Origin of the sequence: Pseudomonas sp. VA159-2, from assembly GCF_024126635.1 — a bacterium.
GTDB lineage: Bacteria > Pseudomonadota > Gammaproteobacteria > Pseudomonadales > Pseudomonadaceae > Aquipseudomonas > Aquipseudomonas muyukensis.
Window position 1 is genome coordinate 213,716 of the sequence record NZ_JAMYBV010000002.1, and the last position, 24,808, is coordinate 238,523.

General features: G+C 61.8%; 19 protein-coding genes and 1 pseudogene. All 20 read right to left on the bottom strand.

Features of this window, described 5'->3' with window-relative positions:
• Positions 1-53 precede the first annotated feature (53 nt).
• Entirely contained in the window at positions 54-2,051 is a 1,998-nt protein-coding gene (locus NJG22_RS02940) for a nucleoside-diphosphate sugar epimerase/dehydratase (protein WP_253092411.1), read from the bottom strand.
• A gap of 47 nt (positions 2,052-2,098) precedes the next feature.
• On the bottom strand, positions 2,099-3,121 hold the full coding sequence (locus tag NJG22_RS02945) for a glycosyltransferase family 4 protein (protein ID WP_253092413.1): 1,023 nt from the start codon (positions 3,119-3,121) through the stop codon (positions 2,099-2,101).
• Positions 3,118-4,086, bottom strand: coding sequence for an SDR family oxidoreductase (locus NJG22_RS02950; protein ID WP_253092415.1), 969 nt, complete (start codon positions 4,084-4,086; stop codon positions 3,118-3,120). Before NJG22_RS02950 ends, NJG22_RS02945 begins: the two co-directional genes overlap by 4 nt.
• Complete coding sequence (locus NJG22_RS02955) at positions 4,083-4,994, bottom strand: glycosyltransferase (protein WP_253092417.1); 912 nt, start codon at positions 4,992-4,994, stop codon at positions 4,083-4,085. Before NJG22_RS02955 ends, NJG22_RS02950 begins: the two co-directional genes overlap by 4 nt.
• 126 nt (positions 4,995-5,120) lie before the next feature.
• Positions 5,121-6,071, bottom strand: a complete 951-nt coding sequence (locus NJG22_RS02960; protein WP_253092419.1) for a glycosyltransferase family 2 protein — start codon at positions 6,069-6,071, stop codon at positions 5,121-5,123.
• Position 6,072: 1 nt separating this feature from the next.
• Positions 6,073-7,131, bottom strand: a complete 1,059-nt coding sequence (locus NJG22_RS02965; protein ID WP_253092421.1) for a glycosyltransferase family 4 protein — start codon at positions 7,129-7,131, stop codon at positions 6,073-6,075.
• Positions 7,132-7,146: 15 nt separating this feature from the next.
• Positions 7,147-8,427, bottom strand: a complete 1,281-nt coding sequence (locus tag NJG22_RS02970; protein ID WP_253092423.1) for an O-antigen translocase — start codon at positions 8,425-8,427, stop codon at positions 7,147-7,149.
• A complete protein-coding gene (locus NJG22_RS02975; RefSeq protein ID WP_253092425.1) occupies positions 8,427-9,542 on the bottom strand; it encodes a DegT/DnrJ/EryC1/StrS family aminotransferase in 1,116 nt (371 codons plus the stop codon). The genes NJG22_RS02970 and NJG22_RS02975 overlap by 1 nt, the downstream gene beginning before the upstream one ends.
• Before the next feature lie 181 nt (positions 9,543-9,723).
• Positions 9,724-10,155 (bottom strand): FdtA/QdtA family cupin domain-containing protein, encoded by a 432-nt coding sequence (locus tag NJG22_RS02980; protein WP_253092626.1) that lies wholly within the window; start codon positions 10,153-10,155, stop codon positions 9,724-9,726.
• A 6-nt stretch (positions 10,156-10,161) separates the two neighbouring features.
• Positions 10,162-10,704 (bottom strand): annotated as a pseudogene (rfbC, locus tag NJG22_RS02985) (dTDP-4-dehydrorhamnose 3,5-epimerase); the annotation flags it as partial.
• 256 nt (positions 10,705-10,960) lie between these two features.
• The gene (locus tag NJG22_RS02990; RefSeq protein ID WP_253092427.1) at positions 10,961-12,385 is read right to left on the bottom strand and encodes an MBL fold metallo-hydrolase; all 1,425 of its coding nucleotides are present in this window, start codon (positions 12,383-12,385) and stop codon (positions 10,961-10,963) included.
• Between the two features lie 101 nt (positions 12,386-12,486).
• On the bottom strand, positions 12,487-12,750 hold the full coding sequence (locus NJG22_RS02995) for a lipopolysaccharide assembly protein LapA domain-containing protein (protein WP_253092429.1): 264 nt from the start codon (positions 12,748-12,750) through the stop codon (positions 12,487-12,489).
• A 20-nt stretch (positions 12,751-12,770) separates the two neighbouring features.
• On the bottom strand, positions 12,771-13,070 hold the full coding sequence (gene ihfB / locus NJG22_RS03000; RefSeq protein WP_134689244.1) for an integration host factor subunit beta: 300 nt from the start codon (positions 13,068-13,070) through the stop codon (positions 12,771-12,773).
• A gap of 263 nt (positions 13,071-13,333) precedes the next feature.
• A complete protein-coding gene (gene rpsA / locus NJG22_RS03005) occupies positions 13,334-15,010 on the bottom strand; it encodes a 30S ribosomal protein S1 (RefSeq protein ID WP_217853485.1) in 1,677 nt (558 codons plus the stop codon).
• A 123-nt stretch (positions 15,011-15,133) separates the two neighbouring features.
• Positions 15,134-15,820 (bottom strand): (d)CMP kinase, encoded by a 687-nt coding sequence (gene cmk, locus NJG22_RS03010; RefSeq protein WP_166884051.1) that lies wholly within the window; start codon positions 15,818-15,820, stop codon positions 15,134-15,136.
• A complete protein-coding gene (locus NJG22_RS03015; protein ID WP_253092430.1) occupies positions 15,817-18,057 on the bottom strand; it encodes a bifunctional prephenate dehydrogenase/3-phosphoshikimate 1-carboxyvinyltransferase in 2,241 nt (746 codons plus the stop codon). The genes cmk and NJG22_RS03015 overlap by 4 nt, the downstream gene beginning before the upstream one ends.
• Positions 18,058-18,235: 178 nt before the next feature.
• Positions 18,236-19,330, bottom strand: coding sequence for a prephenate dehydratase (gene pheA / locus NJG22_RS03020; RefSeq protein WP_253092432.1), 1,095 nt, complete (start codon positions 19,328-19,330; stop codon positions 18,236-18,238).
• Positions 19,330-20,415, bottom strand: a complete 1,086-nt coding sequence (serC, locus tag NJG22_RS03025) for a 3-phosphoserine/phosphohydroxythreonine transaminase (RefSeq protein ID WP_253092434.1) — start codon at positions 20,413-20,415, stop codon at positions 19,330-19,332. The genes pheA and serC overlap by 1 nt, the downstream gene beginning before the upstream one ends.
• A gap of 247 nt (positions 20,416-20,662) precedes the next feature.
• Positions 20,663-23,425, bottom strand: a complete 2,763-nt coding sequence (gyrA, locus tag NJG22_RS03030) for a DNA gyrase subunit A (RefSeq protein ID WP_253092436.1) — start codon at positions 23,423-23,425, stop codon at positions 20,663-20,665.
• Positions 23,426-23,685: 260 nt separating this feature from the next.
• Entirely contained in the window at positions 23,686-24,762 is a 1,077-nt protein-coding gene (gene mtnA / locus NJG22_RS03035) for an S-methyl-5-thioribose-1-phosphate isomerase (RefSeq protein ID WP_253092438.1), read from the bottom strand.
• Positions 24,763-24,808 lie beyond the last annotated feature (46 nt).

The window sequence follows — 24,808 nt, forward strand, 5'->3', positions numbered from 1 at the left end:
AGCGTCATTCTTTCAAGAATGTCGCGTTTTTAATCACACTCTGCTGCCAGGCACTACAATTCATGGCGCCGACGCTGGTACAACCAGTCGACAATCTCTTCAGTAGGGGTATAACCGCTCACGGTATCCCTGAGCAGCTGTCGGACTGCGGGATACTCATCAGTGGCGATAGCAGCCAGCAATGCCTCAAGGCGACGCTTGAGCACCTCCCAAGGCAGGCAATCCTCGTTGGCGCTCATGATCATCGGATGCCGGGTGCCCAGCACATTGTCTCCGATCAGCAGCTCTTCATAGAGCTTCTCGCCAGGCCGTAAACCGCTGAACTCGATGGCGATATCCCCATGCGGGTTACGCTCGGAGCGCACGCTCAAGCCGGACAGATGAATCATCTTTTCCGCCAGCTCTACAATTTTCACCGGCTCGCCCATGTCCAGCACGAACACGTCGCCGCCCTGCCCCATGGAACCCGCCTGGATCACCAGCTGCGCCGCCTCGGGAATGGTCATGAAGTAACGGGTGATCTTCGGATGAGTCACGGTCAAGGGCCCGCCGGCCTTGATCTGCGCATGGAACAACGGAATCACCGAGCCGGACGAGCCGAGCACATTGCCGAACCGCACCATGGTGAAACGGGTCTTGTTGACTTGGGCCACATTGCCGACATCGCCCATGAGCGTCGGCGCACGCTCGTTGCTCAAGGCCTGCAGTACCATTTCGGCCAGGCGCTTGGTGCTGCCCATGACGTTGGTCGGACGCACGGCCTTGTCGGTGGAAATCAACACGAAGTTGGCCACCTGGGCCTGCAGCGCAGCCTGGGCCGTATAGAGCGTGCCGATGACGTTGTTCTGCACCCCTTCGGCAATGTTGTGCTCGACCATGGGCACGTGCTTGTAGGCCGCGGCGTGATAGACGGTATCCACCTTCCAGGCCTGCATGATGTCTAGCAGCTTGCGCTGGTCACGCACCGAACCCAGGATCGGCAGCAGCTGCACGCCAAGCTGGTCCTGGCCAATGCGCTCTTCCAGTTCCTTGGCGATGCTGTACAGGTTGAATTCACTGTGTTCGTACAACAGCAACGTGCGTGGGCGCTGGCCGACGATCTGCCGGCACAGCTCCGAGCCGATCGAGCCACCGGCGCCGGTCACCATGACCGTGTTCCCGGCAATGCAGCGCGCCAGCAAATCCTGCTGGGCGGGCACGGCATCGCGCCCTAGCAAATCGGCGATATCCACTTCCTGGATATCATCCACCTTGACTCTGCCGCTCGCCAGGTCCATGAACCCTGGCACACTGCGCACATGCAGCGGATAGCCTTCAAGCAGGTTGAGAATTTCGCGGCGCCGACTGCGGCTTACCGAAGGCAGCGCCAGGAGGATTTCCTCGGCGCCAGTGGCGTCGATCATGCGCTGCAGATTCTTGGGAGCATAGACCTGCAACCCTGCGATCATCCGATTGGTCAGGCTGGCATCGTCATCGATGAATGCTACCGGGCGCATGGCCTTGCCCATCCGCAGGGCGGCCATCAGCTGGTTACCTGCCGCGCCTGCGCCATAGATGGCGACCCGCGTGGACGCCTCGCCCTGGCTGGCGCGCCTTCCCTGCGTAGCTGCGCTGTTGAACCAGTCGCCCAGGAAGTATTGGCGCATCAGCAAGCGCAACCCGCCGAGCATGATCATGCTCAGCCACCAATAGTTGAAGGTGATCGAGCGGGGCACCACATTCTCTTTGTTGCCCACCCAATAGATGAGCAGCCCCAATACCAGCGCCGACAGCGTGACCGCCTTGATGATGGTGATCAATGCGTCATTACCGAAATAACGCAGTACCGCGCGGTACATGCCGACCCGGATGAACAACGGAATGGCCACCAGCGGCGCGCAGATGAACAGCCATGAGTGATCACGCAGCGGGTCGATCACATCATCGATACCCAGCCGCACCAGGAATGCCAGCCACAGCGCGACCCACACCAGCACCACATCCGCCGCAACCTGCAGCAGACGCTTGTGCCGCCGTGACAATCCCAGTAATCGAGCGCGCAGCTTATCCATAAAACCCCTGCAAGCGTTGTCCGACACTAAACCATTCCCTATTCATCTCACTTGGCCGGATGCTCGAGCGCACCGGCGCGCCAACGCGCAGCCAACAACACCAGCGGCAGGTAGGCAATCACCACGCCCAACGCACCATCGAGGCCCAACAGTGCCACGCACAATGCCACCGGCAGCAGCCAGCCTACATTGATCGCCGTCACCGCCAGCGTCACGGGCAAGTGCCGCCCATAGTGACGCGAAGCGAACTGGTAGCCGTGGCTACGGTGGGCTTCGTATACCTTGTCGCCGCGCAACAAGCGACGCAACAGGGTGAACGTGGCGTCGACCACGAACACGCCCAGCAAGATCAGCCAGCACCAGAACAGCTGCGGCGAGTGCCAGGCCGCCTGCAGCGACAGGCCCGCCAGAACGATACCAAGAAAACCACTGCCGGCATCGCCCATGAAAATCTTCGCCGGCGGGAAGTTCCAGAACAGGAAACCCGCCGTGGCCGCTGCCAGCAACAGGGGCAAGGTCATAAGCTCGGGCGTGCCGACCAGCATGGCGATCACGGCCATGCCGACGCCGACGCTGATGGCCTCCAGGCTGGCGATGCCATCGATACCGTCCATGAAATTGTAGAGGTTAAGCATCCACACGCTATACAACGCTGCCAGGAGGTAACCGAACCACTGCAAGTCCAGGTGCAAGCCCGCGAACGCCAGGGGGGCCAGCCCATCGAGCCAGAACAGCATCCAGGCTGCGGCGGCGAAATGCCCCAGCAGGCGCCAACGCGCAGCGATATGGCCATGGTCGTCCATAAAACCGATTACCGCCACCACCGCGCCAGCCCCACCGATACCCATCAGCACGGCAAGCGGCACCCAACCGAGCACGCCCAATACCGGCAGGCATGCAAGGAAGGTCACCACGATCGCCACACCACCGCCGCGAGGCGTGGGAACCGTGTGCGAACTGCGGGCATTGGGTACATCGATGATCTGCCGGCTCAAGGCGTAACGACGCAGAACCGCTGTCAGTAGCAGAGAGGCCCCGAGAGCCAAGGGAAGCAACCACCATCCTGTCATTGTTCACGCTCTTTCAAAAAGTGTTCGGCCGTCGCCTTGAATGCCTGTTCGACGCTGACCGGTGGCGCCCAGCCCAACAGCTCGCGGGTCTTGCCGATATCCACCTGCAGCGAGCCGCACAGACGCTGAGCCAGTGCGCCCTTGCCGAGCAAGATGGCAGCACCACGCAGCCAGGCCGCCGGCACCGGCAGCAACCGTGCGGGCTTGCCCAGCGCCACACCAAGGCCCGTCAGCAACTGGGTCGTGGAAAGGTCTTGCCCGTCGCTGACCAGGAAGGTCTGGTTAGCGGCGGCTGGGTGATCGGCGCAGGTCACCAACAGGTCGACCAGGTTGTCCAGCGCCACCAGGCTGCGCGCATTGTGGATAGCGCCAAAGGGCAGCGGCACACCCTTGCCAAGCCAGCCGAGCATGCTGCGGAAATTGGCTTTGACCCCTGGGCCGTACACCAACGGCGGGCGCACGATGACCACTTCCAGCGAGGCGTCACCGGCCAGTTGGCGCAACGCCGCTTCGGCCTCGTGCTTGGAGATGCCATAAGGGTCCTGCGCAGCGGGCTGCTCATCGGCGGTGAACGGCCCGCGGCCATCGGTGGTTTCCCCATTGACCTTGACGGAACTGACGAAGACGAACCGCTTCACCCCGGCCCGTGCTGCCGCGCGGGCAAGGTTGAGAGTGCCCTCGACATTGACTTTGCGAAACGCCGCCAGGGGATCCTGGGAGTTCTCGTTCATCACATGTACCCGCGAGGCGAGATGGATGACGGTATCGATGCCAGCGAACACTGCCTGTTCCGAGGGAATCGCGCACAGGTCATCGATAAGACAGTAATCGATACCCGGATGCTGGCCATCGGGGACGCGCCGTACCAGCGCCCGCAGCGGTGCTTTGCCTTCGTGCTGCAGCCGACGCATGAGAGCACTACCAATAAAGCCAGTAGCACCAGTGATCAGAAGCCCTGTGCTCATTTGCCCGCCCCAACCATCGCCAGCGCCAGGCAAAACAGCGCAAAAGACAGCTGGTCCCTGGGCCGGCGCCTGCACTGCCTTCCCTTGCACGCCAGCCTCAACAACGCGCCGCGATCCAAGCGCCGCCATTGCCTGACGAAAGGATCGTCAGCCAGCCCGACCAGCTGGGCAATCAGACGTGACTGCCCCAACCACCAGCCATTGAGCACCTTGGCCAGGCGCGCCTTGTAAGCGCTGATTCCGCTGTTGACGCCGACTTGGTTGTTGGCATGTTGCCGGTAGCGCATGAGTGCCTGGTCATCTATATGCCAGCGAAAGCCATTTGCCCTGGCGAAGGCATAGATGTACCAGTCATGCAGGCTGACCCGCTGCAAGTCTGCGCCTTGGCTGCGCAGGTTCAGCTGCAACGCTTTCATCAGGTCGCGATCAAGTATGTAAGTACAGCCAGGCCCGGCTGCCTCGAATAAATGGTCGTGGGCGACTTGCGGCTGCGACTTCCTGACAATCCGCTCGCGGCCATCAGGCCAGAACGCCAGAACGTCCGATGAAAAACCGTGAACGGGCTGTTGCTTCAAGACCTCGCAGCCGCGGGCCAGCTTGCCATCAAGCCAGATATCATCCTGGTCGGCCAAGGCAAAGAAATCATGATCGTCTGCTGCCGCAGCCTCGATCAACCTGAAGAAATTCGGGGCCGCGCCACCAAAGCGCAGGCCGTGAGGCAGCACCTTGACGCGCGGCTCGCTCCGCGCGAGCTCGTCGACCCAGGCTTCGGTGCCATCGCTGGAGCAATCGACACTGATCAGCAGGGTCACTGACACGCCGCGCTGGCCGAGGATGGAGCGCACCTGTTCCTCGATGAATGCCCGGCCATTATAGGCGGCGAGCAAGACTAGACATCTCGGTGTCATTGCGATTCACGCCCCCGTTCAGGAGCCCCTTCTAGCAGTCGGTTCAAAATTACCTATCCACAACACTTGGAATGACTTATCTGCAGAGCCAGGCCGCAGTGACCATGACAGCCGCCATATTCGGCATCACTGAAAACGCCCTTTACCCATGCGTTTTCGAACCCCGTCCCCCACCGCGCCGAGCAAAAGACGCAGGGCCGCACCAGGCTTGGCTGAATACCACGAATAGCAACACAGGTAGTAAGGAACCTTGAATACCAGTTGCAGCCTTGTCGCGACCGAGAGCGAACTCCACAAAGCCAGGAACACGGCGTTGCGCACGATGAAGTAGTTCCTGAAGTCCGAATGCAGCAACACGCGCCGTCCCAACAAGGTGACGAACTCATCGCCGATACTGTGCTTCATCGTCACCGACGGGACAAGGTAGCACCCATAGCCTGCCAGCGCGGCCCGCTCGCCCCATTCGATATCGACGAAGTCGATGAACAGGTTGTCCTGCATGCCGCCAATGCGTTCGAGCACCGACAGGCGGATCAGCGAACCCGAGGCGATGATATAGGTGGAACGTACCGGCGCCTCCCCCGCAAGCTCGATTGGCGCCTTACGGGGGCCAAACAAGCCAGGTACGATGGCCGGGGCCGGTTCGCCCGTCTTGTCATCGACGAAAACCGGCCCGACTGCTGCAACTGCGCTACCGGCCTCAAGCAGGCGCGCCTCATGCTGCAAAAGCCGCGACACGGTTTCAGGCTCGAGTTCGCTGTCCTGGTCCATCAGCAACACATGGCTCAAGCCGTCATGCCTGGCCAAGTCGATGCCACGATTATGGGCAGTGGCGATCCCGAGGTTGTCGTTCAAGGGGTGGTAGATAACGCCGGGGGCGTCCAGGAGCACGCCGTAATCGTCGCGTCGCCCGCCCGGGGTGTTGTCGATGACATACACCACTTCGACCTGCCCAACCACACTCGTGATAAGCCGTTTCAACAGGCCAAGATCAGGTCGATACAGCACCACGACAGCGCCAACACCGCGGACGGCGGCTTGGTCACACGGTTCGCTGACTAGTTGCACCATACTCATGTCAGGCCGCCTCAGCAAAATAAGCGAGCATTTTCCGCGAGATCCGGGCCCAGTCGTATTCGACGACCACTTCGGCGGCGCGCGCCCTCATCGCCTGTCGCTGGGTTGGCTGCATATCGAGGTAACGCTCGAGGCCCGCGACGATGACATCGGTATTCACCTGCTGCACGCAGATCGCAGCGCCTTCACGCGCCGGGCCGTAATTGGAAATCACCACACAACCGCTGGCCATGGCTTCAAGGCATGGGTAATGAAAGCCACCATCCTGCAACAGCCCTGTGGCAACAAAGACATCGGCCTGCCGATAGAACGACGCCAATGCCTGGTCACCATGGGGCTGGGAAAGCCGCACGAACCCATGCCGCGCCAGATCGATCCCGTCAGGCAGTTCGAACGCGATATCCAGCACCAGATTGCGACCCGTCGCCTGCCGCACGTGCTGCACCGCATCGATGATTTCCCGGGTGCCCTTCCAGGCGAGCTTGCGCCCAATGCAACCGACTACAATTTCATCCTCGGCAGCTTGACGCGGCTGATGCACATACACCGCAAGATCAATACCAGGCTCGACGACGCGTTCGGCCTTGAGCAACTTGTAGTTGCGGTAGATCGCACCGTTGACCACCTTGTGCACAGGCAGGAAATAACTGAGCCCGGCAAGCGCCCGCGAAATCAACGCCCCTGGCGTGCGCCCTGGGAAAAACTCCGGCTCGTAGGCCTGGATGTAATACCAGGCCCTGCCGGTGCCCAGGGCTCCCAACCAGACAGGAAAGGCTGTCAGGCAGAAATTGGCCAGGAACACGTCGAAGCGCCGACGATTGCGCAGCACGAAATAGAACATGCCCAGCAGATTGAACAACCCACGCAACACCGGCACCTTGGGGCATGGACTGCGGTATGTCTCGATCTTCGCCCGGGTCGGGTAATAAGGCTCGTTGATAGCCTGCGAGGCGAAAAACACCACCTCGTGCCCTTGCGCAAGAAAATCATCGGCCAAGCGGGACAACACCCGCATACCACCGGCGGCCGAAAAGCCCAATACAGGTATCGCTACTTTCATGATGCGTTCCAATACTCAGGCCTGACCGTCAACAGGTTTCGTTCGGTGCGAGGCCCTGAGCACGAATGCGACGCTCACCACCATGAAGACCCAGTAGATCAGGTAGTTCAATGCATAGGCCTTGACTACCCCCTGCAAGCCATCACTACCCGTAAACCAGACGGTCAGTCCGTAAAAAAGTGCAGCGAAAACAATCTCGCTGACGATATAAAGCTTGAACATCGCCTTGCCCAGCATGACGAAAGCGAAAAGCCAACTGCCAATTTTCAATACATCGCCCAGCAACTGCCAGGCGAACAACTCACGCATCGGCAGGAAGTCTGGCGTGAACAGCAAATGGATGATGAAATCGCGCAGTAAATAGACAACCAAAGACCCCACTGCCGCCACAGGCAGGATCAGCGCATAACCGCTGCGGATCTCACCGAAGATCGCCCGCGCGCCCTTCAACTCCGACAAGCGCGGCAGGTAATAGACGCTCAGGGTCATGGTGACGATCATCAGGTAGGCACTGCTCAAGCGCCACATGGCCTCCCAGTAACCGGCCGCATCGATGCCAAAACGCTGGATCAGATGGTTTCGAATCAACACCTGGGCAACCGGAAGACAGATTGCCGTGGTCACGGCCATGGCCGCGAACTTGGACAAGTCGAGCAGGATTGCCGGCTGCCAGCGACCGAACAGCAGGTGCACCTTGAACCAGGACGCCCTACTGCAGACAAGGACAGTGGCGAAGAAAATCACCGCCTGGCCAATACCGATGGACAACAACGCTCCATATAAGCCGAACTGAAACGCCAGCCAACCGGTCAGCAGCAGCGAAACCAAACTACCGGCGATATTAGCGATGACATAACGCCCCACCTCCTTGCGGCCATTGAGAATGGCCAGCAAAAGCGCATTGAGGGTGAAGAACAGCAGCGAACAGGCCACGGCGATGAACACACCGTAGAAGCCCTCATCGTGCAGAAAATACGCCGCCAATTGCCGGCTGAACACTCCCACCAGCAACGCGGTAAACAAAGAGCCCGCCGCAGCCAATGCCGTGGCCGACTGCCAGACCTTCGCCTGCCGCTGCGGGTCGTCGGCGTACTCTGCCGTGTATTTGGTAACGCCGGTATTGACCGCCCCGCTCGACAGCGTGGTGATCATCGTCAGCGCATTCTGCAACTGGCCGATCGCGGCGTAGCCGGAAGGCCCAACGTACACCGCCAGTACTTTGTTCAAGACGAACATACTGAGCGTCTTCACCAATACGGCGATGGCGTTCAGCAGACTGGTCCGGACCAGCGACATCAGCCAGCTACCAACGGCTGGAACGCATTGCAGGCCGCAATGACTCGCTCAACCTCCTGCTCGGTAAGCGTCGGCCCCATCGGCAGGCTCAACACCTCTTCATGCAAACGCTCGGTGAGCTCAAACGACAAGGCGTTGAGTTGCGGGTAGGCCGCTTGCCGATGCGGCGGAATCGGGTAGTGGATCAAAGTCTGGACGCCCTGCTTGGCCAGGTGCTCTTGCAGCGCCGCGCGTTGGGCTGTGCGCACCACGAAAAGATGCCAGACATGCTGTCCGGGCTGACCTGCGTCCGGCAGGAGGATATGGGCGTTATCAATACCTGAAAGATAGCGCTGGGCAACCGCTTGTCGCTGCTCGGTCTCTTTGTCCAGGTAAGGCAGCTTGACCCGCAGCATCGCGGCCTGCATCTCATCCAGGCGGCTGTTCACGCCTTGATGGATATTCTGATACTTGGCGTGCGAACCATAGTTGCGCAACGCCTTCAAGGTCGTGGCGAGCGCTTCGTCATTGGTGGTCACCGCACCAGCATCACCCAAGGCGCCGAAGTTCTTGCCTGGATAGAAGCTGAACCCGGAAGCATCACCCCAGGCCCCCGAACGTCGCCCCTGCAACTGGGCACCATGGGATTGGGCAGAGTCCTCCAGTACCAGCAGGCTGTGCTCCTGCGCGAACCGCATGATCGGCGCCATATCAACCAGGCGACCATAGAGGTGAACCGGCAAAATCACACGGGTTCGTGGCGTCAAACACTTGCGCAGGCCATCGATATCGATATTGAGACTGCGCTCATCCGGCTCGACCAACACCGGAACCAGATCATTCTCGGTAATTGCCAGGATACTGGCGATATAGGTGTTGGCCGGCACCAGCACTTCATCCCCCGCCGACAGCTTGCCCATCACCTTCCAGGCACGCAGGGTCAGACTCAGGGCATCCAGGCCGTTGGCCACGCCTATGCAGTGCGTCGTGCCACAGTGCTGGGCGAATGCCGACTCGAATTGGGCCAGCTGCTCACCCATGATGTACCAACCGGAATCGATAACATCGGTGCATGCCTTGATCAGGGCCTCTCGGTACTGAGCGTTGATCGCATGGAGATCGAGAAACTTAATCATATTAAACTTACCTTGGTGGCGAGCATTTGCATGACACGCATTAAAACCATATTTGAGCTACTGTTTACTCAGGGAGTGGCTGAGTGCAAAAAATCTCAGCGTCTGCACAACGCAGTTGGAGCACTCCGCAAACAGAAAGCAATAAACGATTGTTTCACGAACCGCGCCACGCCTTAAAAAGTCAGACCTTCTGAACTAACGCCTTGAAGTGCGCATAATCGCGAATGTAATCATTTTCATCGTAATAGGAATCCGCAAGCACAAGCAGCACGCAGTCGACGCTGAAATCATGCATTTCATGCCAGACCATGGGTGGGATATAGATACCTTTGTCGGCGGCATCCAGCCAGTGTTCCGTCCGAGTGACCCCGTCATCCATCAGCATACGACAACGGCCTGACACACATACCGCCAATTGCTTCAACTGATGATGGGCATGGAACCCTCGCGATACGCCTGGCTTGGTATCGGTTAGATAATAGGCACGCTGGATGCCAAAGGGCACGTTGTCGTGCCCCTGCAACGCAACCAGTGAACCACGCTCATCGCCTTTCCTAACAAACTGGAGCAACTCGGAATGTGGCGGAAGCGACGGTGTGCCCAGTACGCTCATGAGCTGTGCATAGCTCGGCGCCTGCTGATCCTTTTCACTGACCGTCAGACCTTTGTGAACAGGCCAGTCAATCGCCAGGTCCCGATCATCCCAACGGATACTGCCCTCGCTTTCCTTGTGGTAGACATCGGTGGTCTGATAAAGGAAATGCGTATTGTCCTCCAGCGCCACAAAGCCATGAGCAAACCCTTCGGGAATCCACAACATGTGGTTATTTCGGGCATTGAGCTCTACACCCACCCACTGCCCTGCGGTTGGCGATCCGGGGCGGATGTCGACAGCAACGTCGAACGCCGCACCCTGAGTCACCCTCACCAGCTTGCCCTGGGCATGGGGCCCATGCTGAAAATGCAAGCCTCGAAGGACACCTTTTCTCGAGACAGAATGGTTACCTTGGACAAAAGGCCGCGGAACAGGCAAACCTAACTTGCCAAGTTCTGCATGAAAGCGCGGCTCATTGAAAGACTCCATGAACCACCCCCGATCATCGGCGTACACCACGGGCTCGATCAATACGACATCGGGAATGGACAACTGAGTTAATTTCATGAGCAGCCTATTACTGTGAGTGGCTACAGCACATTCAAACCAACATCAGCGCTCATCCGAGCCGCCGATCATCGGGCTTGACCTGCACTGCAGCGCTTCAACCATGCGGAACTGGCCCTTCACCGCACCTAGCCAGAACACTCAGCCCGGAACGTGAAATGCGCCATTCGAAAGGGCGCTATTTAAGCACAATTAGGCCGAACTGTGCTTGCCGACACGCGCGAAACGGCCGCCCCCGAATGCTGTGCACAGCCCACTAGCCAATCGACACCACCATCCCCGAGCCTTGCGCCCGTCGCTCCAGCACTCCGGCCAAGGCCAGCTTGGCCCCTTGCTCGCCATGCACCAGCACCACCCGCCTCGCCGGCTGCTCGCGACACAGCGCAAACCTGACCAACCCCTCTTGGTCCGCATGCCCCGAATACCCCGCAAGCGTTACCACCTTCGCCCGAATGTCATACATCCGCCCATCCAGGTCGATCTGGACAAAGCCTTCGGCCCCTTCACTGGCCTGGATCACCGCACCCGGCGTGCCCTTGGCCTGATAACCCACGAACAGCACCTCATGCCGCGGATCACCGAGCATCGCCTTGAGATAATTGACGATTCGCCCACCGGAGCACATGCCATTGCCGGCAATCACGATAGCCGGTCGCCCGGTACTCTTCAGATAGTTCACCACCTGCTGGTGGCGAGCATGGGTATCGATGCTGACCAACTGGCGAAAGCCCAGCGGATCGCGCCCCTGGGCCACCCGATCCCTGGCCTCCTGGCGCCAGTATTGATGCAGGTCCCGATAAGCGTCGGTAATACGCCTGGCCAATGGCGAATCGAGGATGATGGGCAACTGCGACCACTCGGGGAAATCGCCTCGCGCCTTGCCGGCCGGCTGGTTCAGCAAGGCCTTGTGATGAAGAATATCTTCGATCTCGCACAACAGCTCCTGGGTACGCCCCAGGCTGAACGCGGGAATCAAAATCGTCCCCTCGTCGGCAAGGGCACGCTCGATGACCTGCTCGAGCCGCTGACGACGCTGGCTGCGATCGGCATGCAGACGGTCGCCATAAGTGCTCTCCAGCACCAGCAGGTCGGCGCGCTCCGGCGGCACCACTGGGCGTAGCAAGGGGTTATCCGCCGCCCCGAGATCACCGGAGAACACGATGCGCACAGGCTGCCCTGCGCTCGTCACATCACATTCGACGTAGGCAGAGCCAAGCAGGTGCCCCGCACGCCGCAACCGTATTGCACAGCGCAGCGATGGATCCTCGATCAGCACCTGCCAGTGATCGAAGGGCAACGGGACGATACACTGCTGCACGAAAGCCACATAATGGGCAACCTCGGCAGGCTCGCTGCTGATCGCGAGCCGATAGGCATCCTCAAGCACCAGCGGCAACAATCGAGCCGAGGGTTCGCTGCAATAGATCGGGCCACGAAAGCCCGCCGCGAACAGCGCAGGGATGCGCCCGACATGATCCAGGTGAACATGCGTAATGATGAGCGCCTGAATGCCCGCGACATCGAAATCAATCGCCGCGGATACCGAACCGCCCCCGCCAGCCATGCCCTGCTCCAAGCCGCAGTCGATCAATAAACTGGTCGCAGGATCAAGATGCAACTGGTGACACGAGCCAGTGACACCCCGGGTGCCGCCGCGATGAGAAAGGAATGGGTAGGTCATTGCGCCAAAGCCTTGAGTCAGGGGAAAGAGTGCTTTATTAAGTCACCCCCTCAACCACCAACACAGCGCGCAAATGCCACACCTCGCGTGAGAAACGTCCCTTAATGCCCGGCCAAGGCTTCCTTGCGGGCATTGGCGCGGATCTTGCGCTTGCCGCGCACCAGGCCATAAGCCCCCAACAGCGGACCTACCGCCAGGCCCAGCACCAGCGCCGCGAGCACCAGCACCGCCACCGGTACAGCCGGAGCCGCCCAGCCAAACATCACCAGGGAAACGGCCTGCTGATTCTCCAGGACGAAGAACAGCACTACGGCCGCCAACAGCAGCACGAACAGCGCCACCAGGGCGCGCTTGAGGTTACGCATCGGATCGCTCCTTGAATGACTCAGCCGGGCTCATGCTCTTCTTCTTCATTGACCCGGTCACGCAGCTCCTTGCCGGGCTTGAAGTGGGGGACGTACTTGCCTTCGAGGCTGACAGACTGACCCGTCTTGGGGTTGCGCCCTACGCGCGGAGCACGGTAGTGCAGCGAGAAACTGCCAAAGCCGCGGATCTCGATGCGATCCCCGGTCGCCAGGCATTGCGACATCTGTTCAAGCATGGTCTTGATGGCCAACTCCACGTCCTTGGACGAGAGCAGCCCCTGATGGGTGACAATACGTTCGATCAGCTCCGACTTCGTCATATTTTTCCCTTCGTTATCAAGCAGCTAGATCATTGCTTAATCAGTTTGTAGCACGCCCCGAGGCGTTTGAACAGAGTGGTTCTTGACTTAATAAAAAAATTCAAGAACGTACCGTGACAGGCGCCTCTGGCATCGAGGCCAGCCCATACCCGACCATCACCGCGCAAACCCTCCCCTCACGCTGACACCCAGAACGCCGGACAAAAACCCAGGACAAAAAAAGGGCGACCCGAGGGTCGCCCTTTTTACCGATCAAACAGAACTCAGTTCTGCTTGGCCATTGCTTCGCGCAGCAGCGCAGCCATGGTGGTATCGGCAGCCGCTTCCGGAGCGTTTTTCAGGCTCTGGATGGCTTCGCGCTCTTCAGCATCGTCCTTCGACTTGATGGACAGGCTGATAACGCGGGACTTGCGGTCGACGCTGATGATCTTGGCTTCGATCTCTTCGCCTTCCTTCAGCACGTTACGGGCGTCTTCAACGCGGTCACGGCTGATTTCGGAAGCTTTCAGAGTAGCTTCGATGTCGTCGGCCAGGGTCACGATAGCGCCCTTGGCGTCAACTTCCTTGACGATACCCTTGACGATAGCGCCCTTGTCGTTGACAGCAACGAAGTTGGAGAACGGATCGTCTTCCAGCTGCTTGATGCCCAGGGAGATGCGCTCGCGCTCTGGGTCAACCGACAGGATGACGGTTTCCAGCTCGTCGCCCTTCTTGAAGCGACGCACGGCTTCTTCGCCGGCTTCGTTCCAGGAGATGTCGGACAGGTGAACCAGACCGTCGATGCCGCCGTCCAGGCCGATGAAGATACCGAAGTCGGTGATCGACTTGATGGTACCGGTGATCTTGTCACCCTTGTTGAACTGGCCGGAGAAGTCTTCCCATGGGTTCGATTTGCACTGCTTGATACCCAGGGAGATACGACGACGCTCTTCGTCGATGTCCAGAACCATGACTTCCACTTCGTCGCCAACCTGAACGACTTTCGACGGGTGGATGTTCTTGTTGGTCCAGTCCATTTCGGAGACGTGCACCAGGCCTTCAACGCCTTCTTCCAGCTCAGCGAAGCAGCCATAGTCGGTCAGGTTGGTGACGCGAGCCATGACGCGGGTGCTTTCTGGGTAACGGGCCTTGATAGCAACCCATGGGTCTTCGCCCAGTTGCTTCAGACCCAGCGAAACGCGGTTGCGCTCGCGATCGTACTTCAGGACCTTGACGTCGATCTCGTCACCAACGTTGACGATTTCCGACGGGTGCTTGATACGCTTCCAGGCCATGTCGGTGATGTGCAGCAGACCATCGACGCCGCCCAGGTCAACGAACGCACCGTAGTCGGTGAGGTTCTTGACGATACCTTTGACCTGCTGGCCTTCCTGCAGCGATTCCAGCAGAGCTTCGCGCTCGGCGCTGTTTTCGGCTTCCAGGACGCTGCGACGGGAAACGACAACGTTGTTGCGCTTCTGGTCCAGCTTGATGACCTTGAATTCCAGCTCTTTGCCTTCGAGGTGGGTGGTGTCGCGCACTGGGCGGACATCAACCAGGGAGCCCGGCAGGAACGCACGGATGCCGTTAACGTCGACAGTGAAGCCGCCTTTAACCTTACCGTTGATAACGCCCTTGACCACTTCTTCAGCAGCGAAAGCAGCTTCCAGAACAATCCAGCACTCGGCGCGCTTGGCTTTTTCACGGGACAGCTTGGTTTCGCCGAAGCCGTCTTCGACCGCGTCCAGCGCAACGTGAACTTCGTCACCGACCTTGATGGTCAGTTCGCCAGTTTCGTTGTAGAACTGCTCGAGCGGGATGACACCCTCGGACTTCAGGCCAGCGTGTACGGTAACCCAGTCGCCGTCGATGTCGACAACGATACCGGTGATGATTGCACCCGGCTGAAGATTGAGGGTTTTCAGGCTTTCTTCAAAGAGTTCTGCAAAGCTTTCGCTCATTTTAATTCCTGTAGATTCGGGCGAAAAAGACGCCCATAGCCACATTCCAGACAATGTGGGTTTCGTTAAGTTAAGAAGCGCTGGCAGGACGTTGACTGGTGCCCCTGCCGGCCCTCCTCTCCATCAGACCAAGTCGCGCAGGGCGAGCTCGCTTCTGATGCGTTGCAGCACCTGCTCGATGGACAACTCCGTGGAATCCAGCTGGATTGCATCGGCCGCCGGCTTGAGCGGGGCCACTGCACGCTGGGTGTCACGCTCGTCGCGCGCACGGATCTCATCTAGCAGACTCGACAGACTAACATCTTCGCCCTTGCCCTTCAACTGCAGGTAACGGCGACGGGCACGCTCCTCGGCACTGGCGGTGAGGAACACCTTGAGCGGCGCATCCGGGAACACCACGGTGCCCATGTCGCGGCCGTCGGCGATCAGCCCAGGGGCCTCGCGGAAGGCGCGCTGGCGCTGCAGCAGCGCTTCGCGCACCGCCGGCAGCGAGGCGACCATCGAGGCACCGGCACCGACGGTCTCGGTGCGGATGACGTGGCTGACATCCTCGCCCTCGAGAATGATCTGCTGCAGCTTGCCCGGCTCGGCGGCAATGAACTGCACGTCCAGATGAGCGGCCAGGGCCTTGAGCAGCTCTTCGTTGGTCAGGTCGACGCCATGATTGCTGGCATTGAATGCCAGCAAGCGGTACAGGGCGCCAGAGTCGAGCAGGCGCCAGCCCAGCTCGCGGGCCAGCAACCCGGCAACGGTACCCTTGCCCGAGCCGCTCGGCCCGTCGATGGTGATGACCGGTGCTTGCGAATTCACGGCTTGCCCTCTTCGGCGACGCGGATGCCGACTTCCTTGCACAGGGCCAGGAAGTTGGGGAAGGAGGTGGCAACGTTGGCGCAGTCATGGATGACGATCGGCGCGCTGGCGCGCAGCGAGGCGACGCTGAAGGCCATGGCGATGCGATGGTCGCCGTGACCGTGCACTTCGCCACCGCCGATCTGGCCGCCGTCGATGATGATGCCGTCCGGGGTCGGCTCGCACTTCACGCCCAACGTGATCAGGCCGTCGGCCATGACCTGGATACGGTCCGATTCCTTGACCCGCAGCTCTTCGGCACCGCGCAGCACGGTGCGGCCTTCGGCGCAGGCCGCGGCGACGAACAGCACCGGGAACTCGTCGATGGCCAGCGGCACCAGGTGCTCGGGGATGTCGATGCCCTTGAGCCTGGCGCCACGCACGCGCAGGTCGGCCACCGGCTCGCCGCCGACTTCACGCTGGTTTTCCAGGGTGATGTCGCCACCCATCAGGCGCAGGATGTCGATGACACCGGTGCGGGTCGGGTTGATGCCGACATGCTCGAGCACCAGCTCGGAGCCCTCGGCGATCGAGGCTGCCACCAGGAAGAACGCCGCGGAGGAAATATCCGCCGGCACTTCGATGCGGGTCGCGGTGAGCTTGCCACCGGACTGCAGCGAGGCGACCGGCCCCTTGGAGGCGACCGAGTAGCCAAAACCACGCAGCATGCGCTCGGTATGGTCGCGGGTCGGTGCCGGCTCGGTGACGGTGGTGGTGCCTTCGGCATACAGGCCAGCCAGCAGCAGGCAGGATTTGACCTGGGCACTGGCCATCGGCAGCGTGTAGTTCAGCGCCTTGAGCTTGTGGCCGCCACGAATGGTCAGCGGCGGACGACCCTCAGGGCCAGTCTCGACCACCGCGCCCATTTCACGCAGCGGGTTGGCCACGCGGTTCATCGGGCGCTTGGACAGCGAGGCATCGCCGGTCATGGTGGTGTCGAACGACTGCGCCGCCAACAGGCCGGACAGCAGGCGCATCGAAGTGCCGGAGTTGCCGACGTACAGCGGCCCGGGCGGCGGCTTCAGGCCGTGCAGGCCCACGCCATGAATGGTCACGCGCCCATGGTGCGGGCCTTCGATGACCACGCCCATGTCACGGAACGCCTGCAGGGTGGCCAGGGCATCTTCGCCCTCGAGGAAGCCTTCGACCTCGGTGGTACCCTCGGCCAGCGAGCCGAGCATGATCGAGCGGTGGGAAATGGATTTGTCGCCCGGTACGCGGATCCGTCCGGACACGCGGCCACCCGGTTGGGCCAGGAAAATCAGATCGTTGGCGTTCATAGCGTCCACATAGGCCCGGCGGGCCAGGATTTTACTGAAATGCTCGCGGGCAACCCGGGCGCGGGTGAACACGCCCAGCAGTTGGTGCCCGTCCCCAGCATCGACCGCGTCGCGCAAGGCGTCGAGGTCGCTGCGAAATGTATCGAGTGTGCGCAGGACCGCTTCCCGGTTGGCGAGGAAGATGTCGTGCCACATGATCGGGTCGCTGCCGGCGATTCTCGTGAAATCGCGAAAGCCCCCCGCAGCGTACCGGAAGATCTCCAGGTTTTCATTGCGCTTGGCCAGTGAGTCGACCAGGCCAAAGGCCAGCAGATGCGGCAAGTGGCTGGTGGCGGCCAGGACTTCGTCATGGCGCTCGACCGGCATGTGCTCGACATCGGCGTCCAGGGCGCGCCAGAGACGGTCGACCAGCAGCAGCGCTTGCGGGTCGGTTTCCGGCAGCGGCGTGAGGATCACCTTGTGCCGACGGAACAGCGCGGCGTTGGAAGCCTCCACGCCACTCTGCTCGGAACCGGCGATCGGGTGCCCTGGCACAAAGCGCGGCAGGCGCTCGGCGAACGTTTCGCGCGCTGCGCGCACGACGTTGCCCTTGGCACTGCCCACGTCGGTGATCACCGCATCGCCCAGGTCCAGTTGGGCCAGGCGCGCCAGGACTTTCTCCATGGCCAGGATCGGCACCGCCAGCTGGATGACGTCGGCACCGACACAGGCGGCGGCCAGGTCGGCCTCGCAGCGGTCGACCACGCCCAGCGCCACGGCCTGCTTGCGCGACTCGGCATCCAGGTCGACGCCGACCACTTCGCGGCACAGGCCGCTTTCACGCAAGCCCTTGGCGAAGGAGCCGCCGATCAGGCCGAGGCCGACCACCACCAGGCGACCGACAATCGGTGCGGATTTGTTTGTTACAGCATCAACCACGAGTGCAAACCCTGTTCAGAAATCTAGGCAATCTGCGAGACCCATTGGGGCTGCATTGCAGCCCATCGCGGCGCAAGGCCGCTCCCACAGGACCCGGTACAGCTTCAAGGCCTGCACAATACCTGTGGGAGCGGCCTCGTGTCGCGACGGGGCGCGAAGCGGCCCCGGCAATCTCGAATCAAAGTACCGCCTTGGGATAGGAACCCAGCACCTTCAGCGCCACGGCCTCCTGGCTGATCTGTTCCAGCACGGCCTTGATCAGCGGGTCGCGGTGGTGGCCGACGAAGTCGATGAAGAACACGTAGGTCCACTTGCCGCTGCGCGACGGACGGGTCTCGATGCGCGTCAGGTCGATACCGTTCTCGTGGAACGGCACCAGCAGTTCGTGCAGCGCGCCCGGCTTGTTGCTCATGGAGACGATGATCGACGTCTTGTCGTCGCCGGTCGGCGGCACTTCCTGGCTGCCGATCATCAGGAAGCGCGTGGAGTTGTCCGGGCGATCCTCGATCTTCTCGGCCAGGCGGGTCAGGCCATACAGGTTGGCCGCCATGTCGCCGGCGATAGCCGCCGAGTTCCACTCGCCCTTGACCCGCTTGGCCGCCTCGGCGTTGCTCGATACCGCCACGCGCTCGACGTTCGGGTAGTGGGCATCCAGCCACTTGCGGCACTGGGCCAGCGACTGGGCGTGGGAGTAGATGCGGGTGATGCTGTCGGTCTTGGTGTTCTCACCCACCAGCAGGTGGTGGTGGATACGCAGCTCGACCTCGCCACAGATCACCATGTCGTGCTCGAGGAAGCTGTCCAGGGTATGGCTGACCGCGCCCTCGGTGGAGTTTTCCACCGGCACCACGCCGAAGTTGACGGCACCGGCCGCCACCTCGCGGAACACCTCGTCGATGGCCGCCATCGGGCGGCTGACCACGGCGTGGCCGAAGTGCTTCATGGCCGCGGCCTGGGTGAAGGTCCCCTCAGGGCCGAGGTACGCCACTTTCAGGGGCTCCTCCAGCGCCAGGCAGGATGACATGATTTCGCGGAACAGCCGCGCCATCTCTTCGTTGTCCAGCGGGCCATTGTTGCGTTCCATCACCCGCTTGAGCACCGCAGCTTCGCGCTCTGGGCGGTAGAACACCGGGGTTTCGCCTTCGGCCAGCGACGCCGTCTTGACCTTGGCCACTTCCTGGGCGCAGCGGGCGCGCTCGCTGATCAGCTCGAGGATCTTCTCGTCGAGGCTGTCGATGCGCACGCGCAGCGCCTTGAGTTCCTGGTCGGACATCATCCATGCTCCTTTTCGAATACTTCCATGTAGTTAACCAGTGCCTCGACGGCCTCCAGGCCCAAGGCGTTATAGATCGAGGCGCGCATGCCACCAACCGAGCGGTGCCCCTTGAGGTTGAGCAGGCCACGGGCCTCGGCGCCGGCCAGGAAGGCCTTGTCCAGGCGCTCGTCGGCCAGGCGGAACGGCACGTTCATCCACGAACGGGCGTTGTGGCTGATCGGGTTGGTGTAGAACTCGCTGCTGTCGATGAAGCCGTACAGCCGGTCTTTCTTGGCGCGGTTGCGCTGCTCCATGGCCGCGACGCCGCCCTGCTCCTTGAGCCACTCGAACACCAGGCCCGAGAGGTACCAGGAGTAGGTGGCCGGGGTGTTGTACATCGAGCCGTTGTCGGCCGCGATCTTGTAGTCGAGCATGGTCGGGCAGCTGCTGCGGGCGCGGCCAAGCAGGTCTTCACGGACGATCACCACCACCAGGCCGCTGGGGCCGATGTTCTTCTGCGCGCCGGCGTAGATCATGCCGAACTGCGACACGTCGATCGGGCGCGAGAGGATGTCGGAGGACATGTCCACCACCAGCGGCACGTCACCGGTCTCGGGCACCCAGTCGAACTGCAGGCCGCCGATGGTTTCGTTGGAGGCGTAGTGAACGTAAGCGGCGTTACTGGTCAGCTGCCACTCGTTCTGGCCCGGGATGGCCAGGTAGTCGTAGGGCTTGGCGCTGGCGGCAACGTTGACATTGCCATAGCGGCGCGCCTCTTCGATGGCCTTCTTCGACCAGATGCCGGTCTCGACGTAGTCGGCGGTGCCGTTTTCCGGCAGCAGGTTCAGCGGGATCTCGGCGAACTGCTGGCTGGCGCCGCCCTGCAGGAACAGCACCTTGTAGTTGGAGGGGACGCACAGCAGGTCGCGCAGGTCCTGCTCGGCCTTCTCGGCGATGGCCACGTAGTCGTCGCTGCGATGGCTCATTTCCATCACCGACAGCCCCTTGCCACGCCAATCCAGCATTTCGGCCTGGGCACGCTGCAGGACAGCATCGGGAAGCGCGGCAGGGCCTGCGCAGAAGTTAAAGGCTCGTTTGCTCACATCCACTCTCGCTCTGCCAAATAGAACAAATCGTAACTCACAGACCCCGCCCGTCCCCTGTAGGAGCGGCCTTGTGTCGCGAAGGGCCGCAGCGCGGCCCCAGGGTTTCAGCGTGAAAGCAGAAATCGCCGGGGCTGCTGTGCAGCCCTTTCGCGACACAAGGCCGCTCCTACAGGAAGCGGGCGTTGCCTATTCCAATCAGTCAAACGGGGCGACCTTGGTCGCCCCGTTCGGGTTGTTGCTGCGCTTATTCCTGCGGTGCCTCTTCGGCGCCAGCGCTGTCCTCGTCCACCGCATCGAGCGGGGTGCCCTCCTCGTCCGTCTCGAGCAGTTCGTCGAGTTCTTCCTCGGATGGCTCCTGGACACGCTCCAGGCCGACCAGGGTTTCGTCGCTGGCCAGCTTGATCAGGGTCACGCCCTGGGTGTTGCGGCTCAGGCTGGACACTTCACCGACCCGTGTGCGCACCAGCGTGCCCTGGTCGGAGATCAGCATGATCTCTTCACCTTCCTGCACCTGGATCGCACCGATCAGCAGGCCGTTGCGCCCCTTGGTGCCCATGGCGATCACGCCCTGGCCGCCACGGCCGCGACGCGGGAACTTGGACAGCGGGGTGCGCTTGCCGAAGCCACGCTCGGAGGCGGTAAGGATCTGCGCGCCGGATTCCGGGATCAGCATGGAGATGATCTGCTGGCCCTTGCCCAGCTTCATGCCGCGCACACCGCGGGCGTTACGGCCCATTTCGCGAACCACGCTCTCGGCGAAGCGAATCACCTTGCCTGCGTCGGAGAACATCATGACTTCCTTGGCACCGTCGGTGATGGCCGCGGCGATCAGGGTGTCACCTTCCTTGAGCTTCAAGGCGATCAGGCCGTTGGAGCGCGGACGGGCGAACTGCACCAGCGGGGTCTTCTTCACGGTACCGGAGGCGGTGGCCATGAAGATGTAGGCGCCAGTCGGCTCGGCCAGCCACTCAGGGGTGTCGCCGTCTTCCTCGTCGATCTCCTCGGCCTCGACCACTTCGCCTTCGAGCACGGTGTCTTCCGCGTCCTCCAGCTCTTCGTCGGCGCCTGCGCTCTGCTGCAGGGCCTCCAGGTCGATCTGCAGCATGGCGGTGATGCGCTCACCTTCTTCCAGCGGCAGCAGGTTGACCAGCGGGCGACCACGGGCGGCACGGGAGGCCTCTGGAATTTCGTAGGTCTTCTTCCAGTACACCTTGCCCTTGCTGGAGAACAGCAGCAGGGTCGCATGACTGTTGGCAACCAGCAGGTGCTCGATGTAGTCCTCGTCCTTCACGCCGGTAGCCGACTTGCCCTTGCCACCGCGGCGCTGGGCCTGATAGGCGGACAGCGGCTGGGTTTTCGCATAGCCGCCGTGGGAAATGGTCACCACGCGCTCTTCTTCCGGGATCATGTCGCCGTAGTTGAGGTCGTGGCTGGCATTGAGGATTTCGGTGCGACGGGCATCGCCATATTCGGCGCGGATCGCTTCCAGCTCCTCGCGGATCACTTCCATCAGGCGCTCGGCGCTGCTGAGGATGCGGATCAGCTCGCCGATCTGGGCGAGGATTTCCTGGTACTCGGCCAGCAGCTTCTCGTGCTCCAGGCCGGTCAGGCGGTGCAGGCGCAGGTCGAGGATCGCCTGGGCCTGTTCTGGCGACAGGTAGTACTTGCCCTCGCGCAGGCCGTACTGCTCCGGCAGGTCTTCAGGACGGCAGGATTCGGCGCCGGCACGCTCGACCATGACCTGCACGGCGCTGGATTCCCAGGCGGTGCTGATCAGCGCTTCCTTGGCCTCGGACGGCGTCGGCGAAGCCTTGATCAGGGCGATGACCGGATCGATGTTGGACAGCGCGACCGCCTGGCCTTCGAGGATATGGCCACGCTCGCGAGCCTTGCGCAGCTCGAACACGGTACGGCGGGTCACCACTTCACGGCGGTGACGGACGAAGGCCTCGAGCAGGTCCTTGAGGTTCAGCAGGCGCGGGCGACCGTCGATCAGGGCGACGATGTTGATGCCGAACACGCTCTGCAGCTGGGTCTGCTGGTAGAGGTTGTTGAGCACCACCTCCGGCACCTCGCCGCGACGCAGCTCGATGACGATGCGCATGCCGTCCTTGTCGGACTCGTCGCGCAGCTCGGTGATGCCCTCGATCTTCTTCTCTTTGACCAGCTCGGCGATCTTCTCGATCAGCCGCGCCTTGTTCAGCTGGTACGGCAGCTCGGTGACGACGATCTGCTGGCGGCCACCGACCTTGTCGATGTCTTCGATTTCCGAGCGGGCGCGCATGTAGATGCGACCACGGCCGGTGCGATAGGCCTCGATGATGCCTTGGCGACCGTTGATCAGGCCGGCGGTCGGGAAGTCCGGCCCCGGGATGAACTGCATCAGTTCATCGACCGTGATGTCGGAATTGTCGATCAGCGCCAGGCAGCCATCGATCACCTCGCCCAGGTTGTGCGGCGGGATGTTGGTGGCCATGCCCACGGCGATACCGCTGGAACCGTTGACCAGCAGGTTGGGGATCTTGGTCGGCATGACCGCCGGGATCTGCTCGGTGCCGTCGTAGTTGGGCACCCAGTCGACGGTTTCCTTGTGCAGGTCGGCCAGCAGCTCGTGGGCCAGCTTGGCCATGCGCACTTCGGTGTATCGCATGGCCGCGGCGTTGTCGCCGTCCACCGAACCGAAGTTGCCCTGGCCGTCGACCAGCAGGTAGCGCAGCGAGAATGGCTGGGCCATGCGCACGATGGTGTCGTACACGGCGGTATCGCCGTGCGGGTGGTACTTACCGATCACGTCACCGACCACACGGGCGGATTTCTTGTACGGCTTGTTCCAGTCGTTGCCCAGTTCGCTCATCGCATACAGAACGCGACGATGCACGGGCTTCAAGCCATCACGCGCATCGGGCAGCGCTCGCCCGACAATAACGCTCATCGCGTAGTCGAGGTAAGACTGTCTCAGTTCGTCTTCGATATTGACCGGGAGGATTTCTTTGGCCAGTTCGCCCATGAGAAGCCTGATTCCTTTTTCTGGTGAAACTTCGCCTGGTCCCTCGTAGGACGAACGAAGCTCGCCGCCGCAGCGCAAAGGGGTGCGACGACTTACGACAAATCAATGAGTTGTGCCATGGATCTGCGCAATGAAGACCGCCTCAACGAGCGGCCTTGGAAACTGCCGGATGGTATCACAAAGCCCGCGCGCATGGGAGATATGGCACAGGGCCTCATCGCACCACAAGCCCACCCCTGCGCGAGGCCTCGCCGCCGCCATCAATGCAGGCGCTTGCGGCACATCAACTGGGCGATTTTCGCCGCATCCGGCCGCTCGACGACGCCCTTTTCGGTGACGATCACGTCGATCAGGTCGGCCGGGGTGACATCCACCACCGGGTTGTAGGCCTCGACGTCCGCCGTCACCTGGATACCGTCCACTTCCAGCAGTTCCTCGACGCCTCGCACCTCCAGGGGAATCTCCTCGCCGCTGGCCAGGTTCAGGTCGATGCTGGTACTCGGCGCCACCACCATGAAGCGCAGGCCATGGTGCATGGCCGCCACCGCCATCTGGTAGGTGCCGATCTTCGCCGCCACGTCGCCATTGGCGGCGATGCAGTCGGCACCGACCACCACCCAGGTGATGCCCTTGGTCTTCATCAGGTGCCCGGCCGCAGCGTCGGCGACCACGGTCACCGGCACGCCATCGGCCGCCAGCTCCCAGGCGGTCAAGCGCGAGCCTTGCAACCAGGGCCGCGATTCACAGGCATAGACCTGCTCGACCATGCCCTCCAGGGTCGCCGCGCGAATCACCCCCAGCGCGGTGCCGAAGCCACCAGTGGCCAGGGCCCCGGCGTTGCCATGGGTGAGCAGGGCCTGCTCGCTACCCTGGTGCCTGCGGATCTGCTCGACACCGAACTGGGCCATGGTCAGGTTGGCCTCGCGATCGCTCTGGTGGATGGCGATGGCCTCCGCCTCCATGGCCGCCAGCACGTCCTCGCCCGGGCGCAGCCGCTGCAGGCGCTCGCGCATGCGGTTGAGCGCCCAGAACAGGTTGGCCGGGGTCGGCCGGGCCTCGCCCAGGATCAGGAAATCTTCTTCCAGCGACTCTTCCCAGTCGCCGCCCTCGGCCAGGCGCTGGCGCAACGCCAGCACCAGCCCGTAGGCGGCGCAGATGCCGATAGCCGGCGCGCCGCGCACGGCCATGTCGCCGATCGCCTCGGCCACGTCCTCGACGCTGCTGCACGTCAGCCAGAGCTGCTCGAGCGGCAGCAGGCGCTGGTCGAGTAGGTGCAACGCGCCATCGCGCCACTCGATCGCCACCACGGTCTCCGCCGCCATCAGTTGCTCGCGCATCGCCTCTCCCCGTCGCCCTGGCTTCAAAAGCCGGCGATTATAGCGA

Bases quoted from the DNA above. Each gene is read 5' to 3' on its own strand.
- NJG22_RS02990 (WP_253092427.1), bottom strand. From the start codon at position 12,385: ATGACCTACCCATTCCTTTCTCATCGCGGCGGCACCCGGGGTGTCACT.
- NJG22_RS02980 (WP_253092626.1), bottom strand. From the start codon at position 10,155: ATGAGCGTACTGGGCACACCGTCGCTTCCGCCACATTCCGAGTTGCTC.
- NJG22_RS02970 (WP_253092423.1), bottom strand. From the start codon at position 8,427: ATGTCGCTGGTCCGGACCAGTCTGCTGAACGCCATCGCCGTATTGGTG.
- rpsA (WP_217853485.1), bottom strand. From the start codon at position 15,010: ATGAGCGAAAGCTTTGCAGAACTCTTTGAAGAAAGCCTGAAAACCCTC.
- ihfB (WP_134689244.1), bottom strand. From the start codon at position 13,070: ATGACGAAGTCGGAGCTGATCGAACGTATTGTCACCCATCAGGGGCTG.
- gyrA (WP_253092436.1), bottom strand. From the start codon at position 23,425: ATGGGCGAACTGGCCAAAGAAATCCTCCCGGTCAATATCGAAGACGAA.
- NJG22_RS02940 (WP_253092411.1), bottom strand. From the start codon at position 2,051: ATGGATAAGCTGCGCGCTCGATTACTGGGATTGTCACGGCGGCACAAG.
- NJG22_RS02965 (WP_253092421.1), bottom strand. From the start codon at position 7,131: ATGAAAGTAGCGATACCTGTATTGGGCTTTTCGGCCGCCGGTGGTATG.
- NJG22_RS02995 (WP_253092429.1), bottom strand. From the start codon at position 12,750: ATGCGTAACCTCAAGCGCGCCCTGGTGGCGCTGTTCGTGCTGCTGTTG.
- NJG22_RS02975 (WP_253092425.1), bottom strand. From the start codon at position 9,542: ATGATTAAGTTTCTCGATCTCCATGCGATCAACGCTCAGTACCGAGAG.
- NJG22_RS02955 (WP_253092417.1), bottom strand. From the start codon at position 4,994: ATGACACCGAGATGTCTAGTCTTGCTCGCCGCCTATAATGGCCGGGCA.
- pheA (WP_253092432.1), bottom strand. From the start codon at position 19,330: ATGTCCGACCAGGAACTCAAGGCGCTGCGCGTGCGCATCGACAGCCTC.
- NJG22_RS02960 (WP_253092419.1), bottom strand. From the start codon at position 6,071: ATGAGTATGGTGCAACTAGTCAGCGAACCGTGTGACCAAGCCGCCGTC.
- NJG22_RS02950 (WP_253092415.1), bottom strand. From the start codon at position 4,086: ATGAGCACAGGGCTTCTGATCACTGGTGCTACTGGCTTTATTGGTAGT.
- NJG22_RS02945 (WP_253092413.1), bottom strand. From the start codon at position 3,121: ATGACAGGATGGTGGTTGCTTCCCTTGGCTCTCGGGGCCTCTCTGCTA.
- mtnA (WP_253092438.1), bottom strand. From the start codon at position 24,762: ATGCGCGAGCAACTGATGGCGGCGGAGACCGTGGTGGCGATCGAGTGG.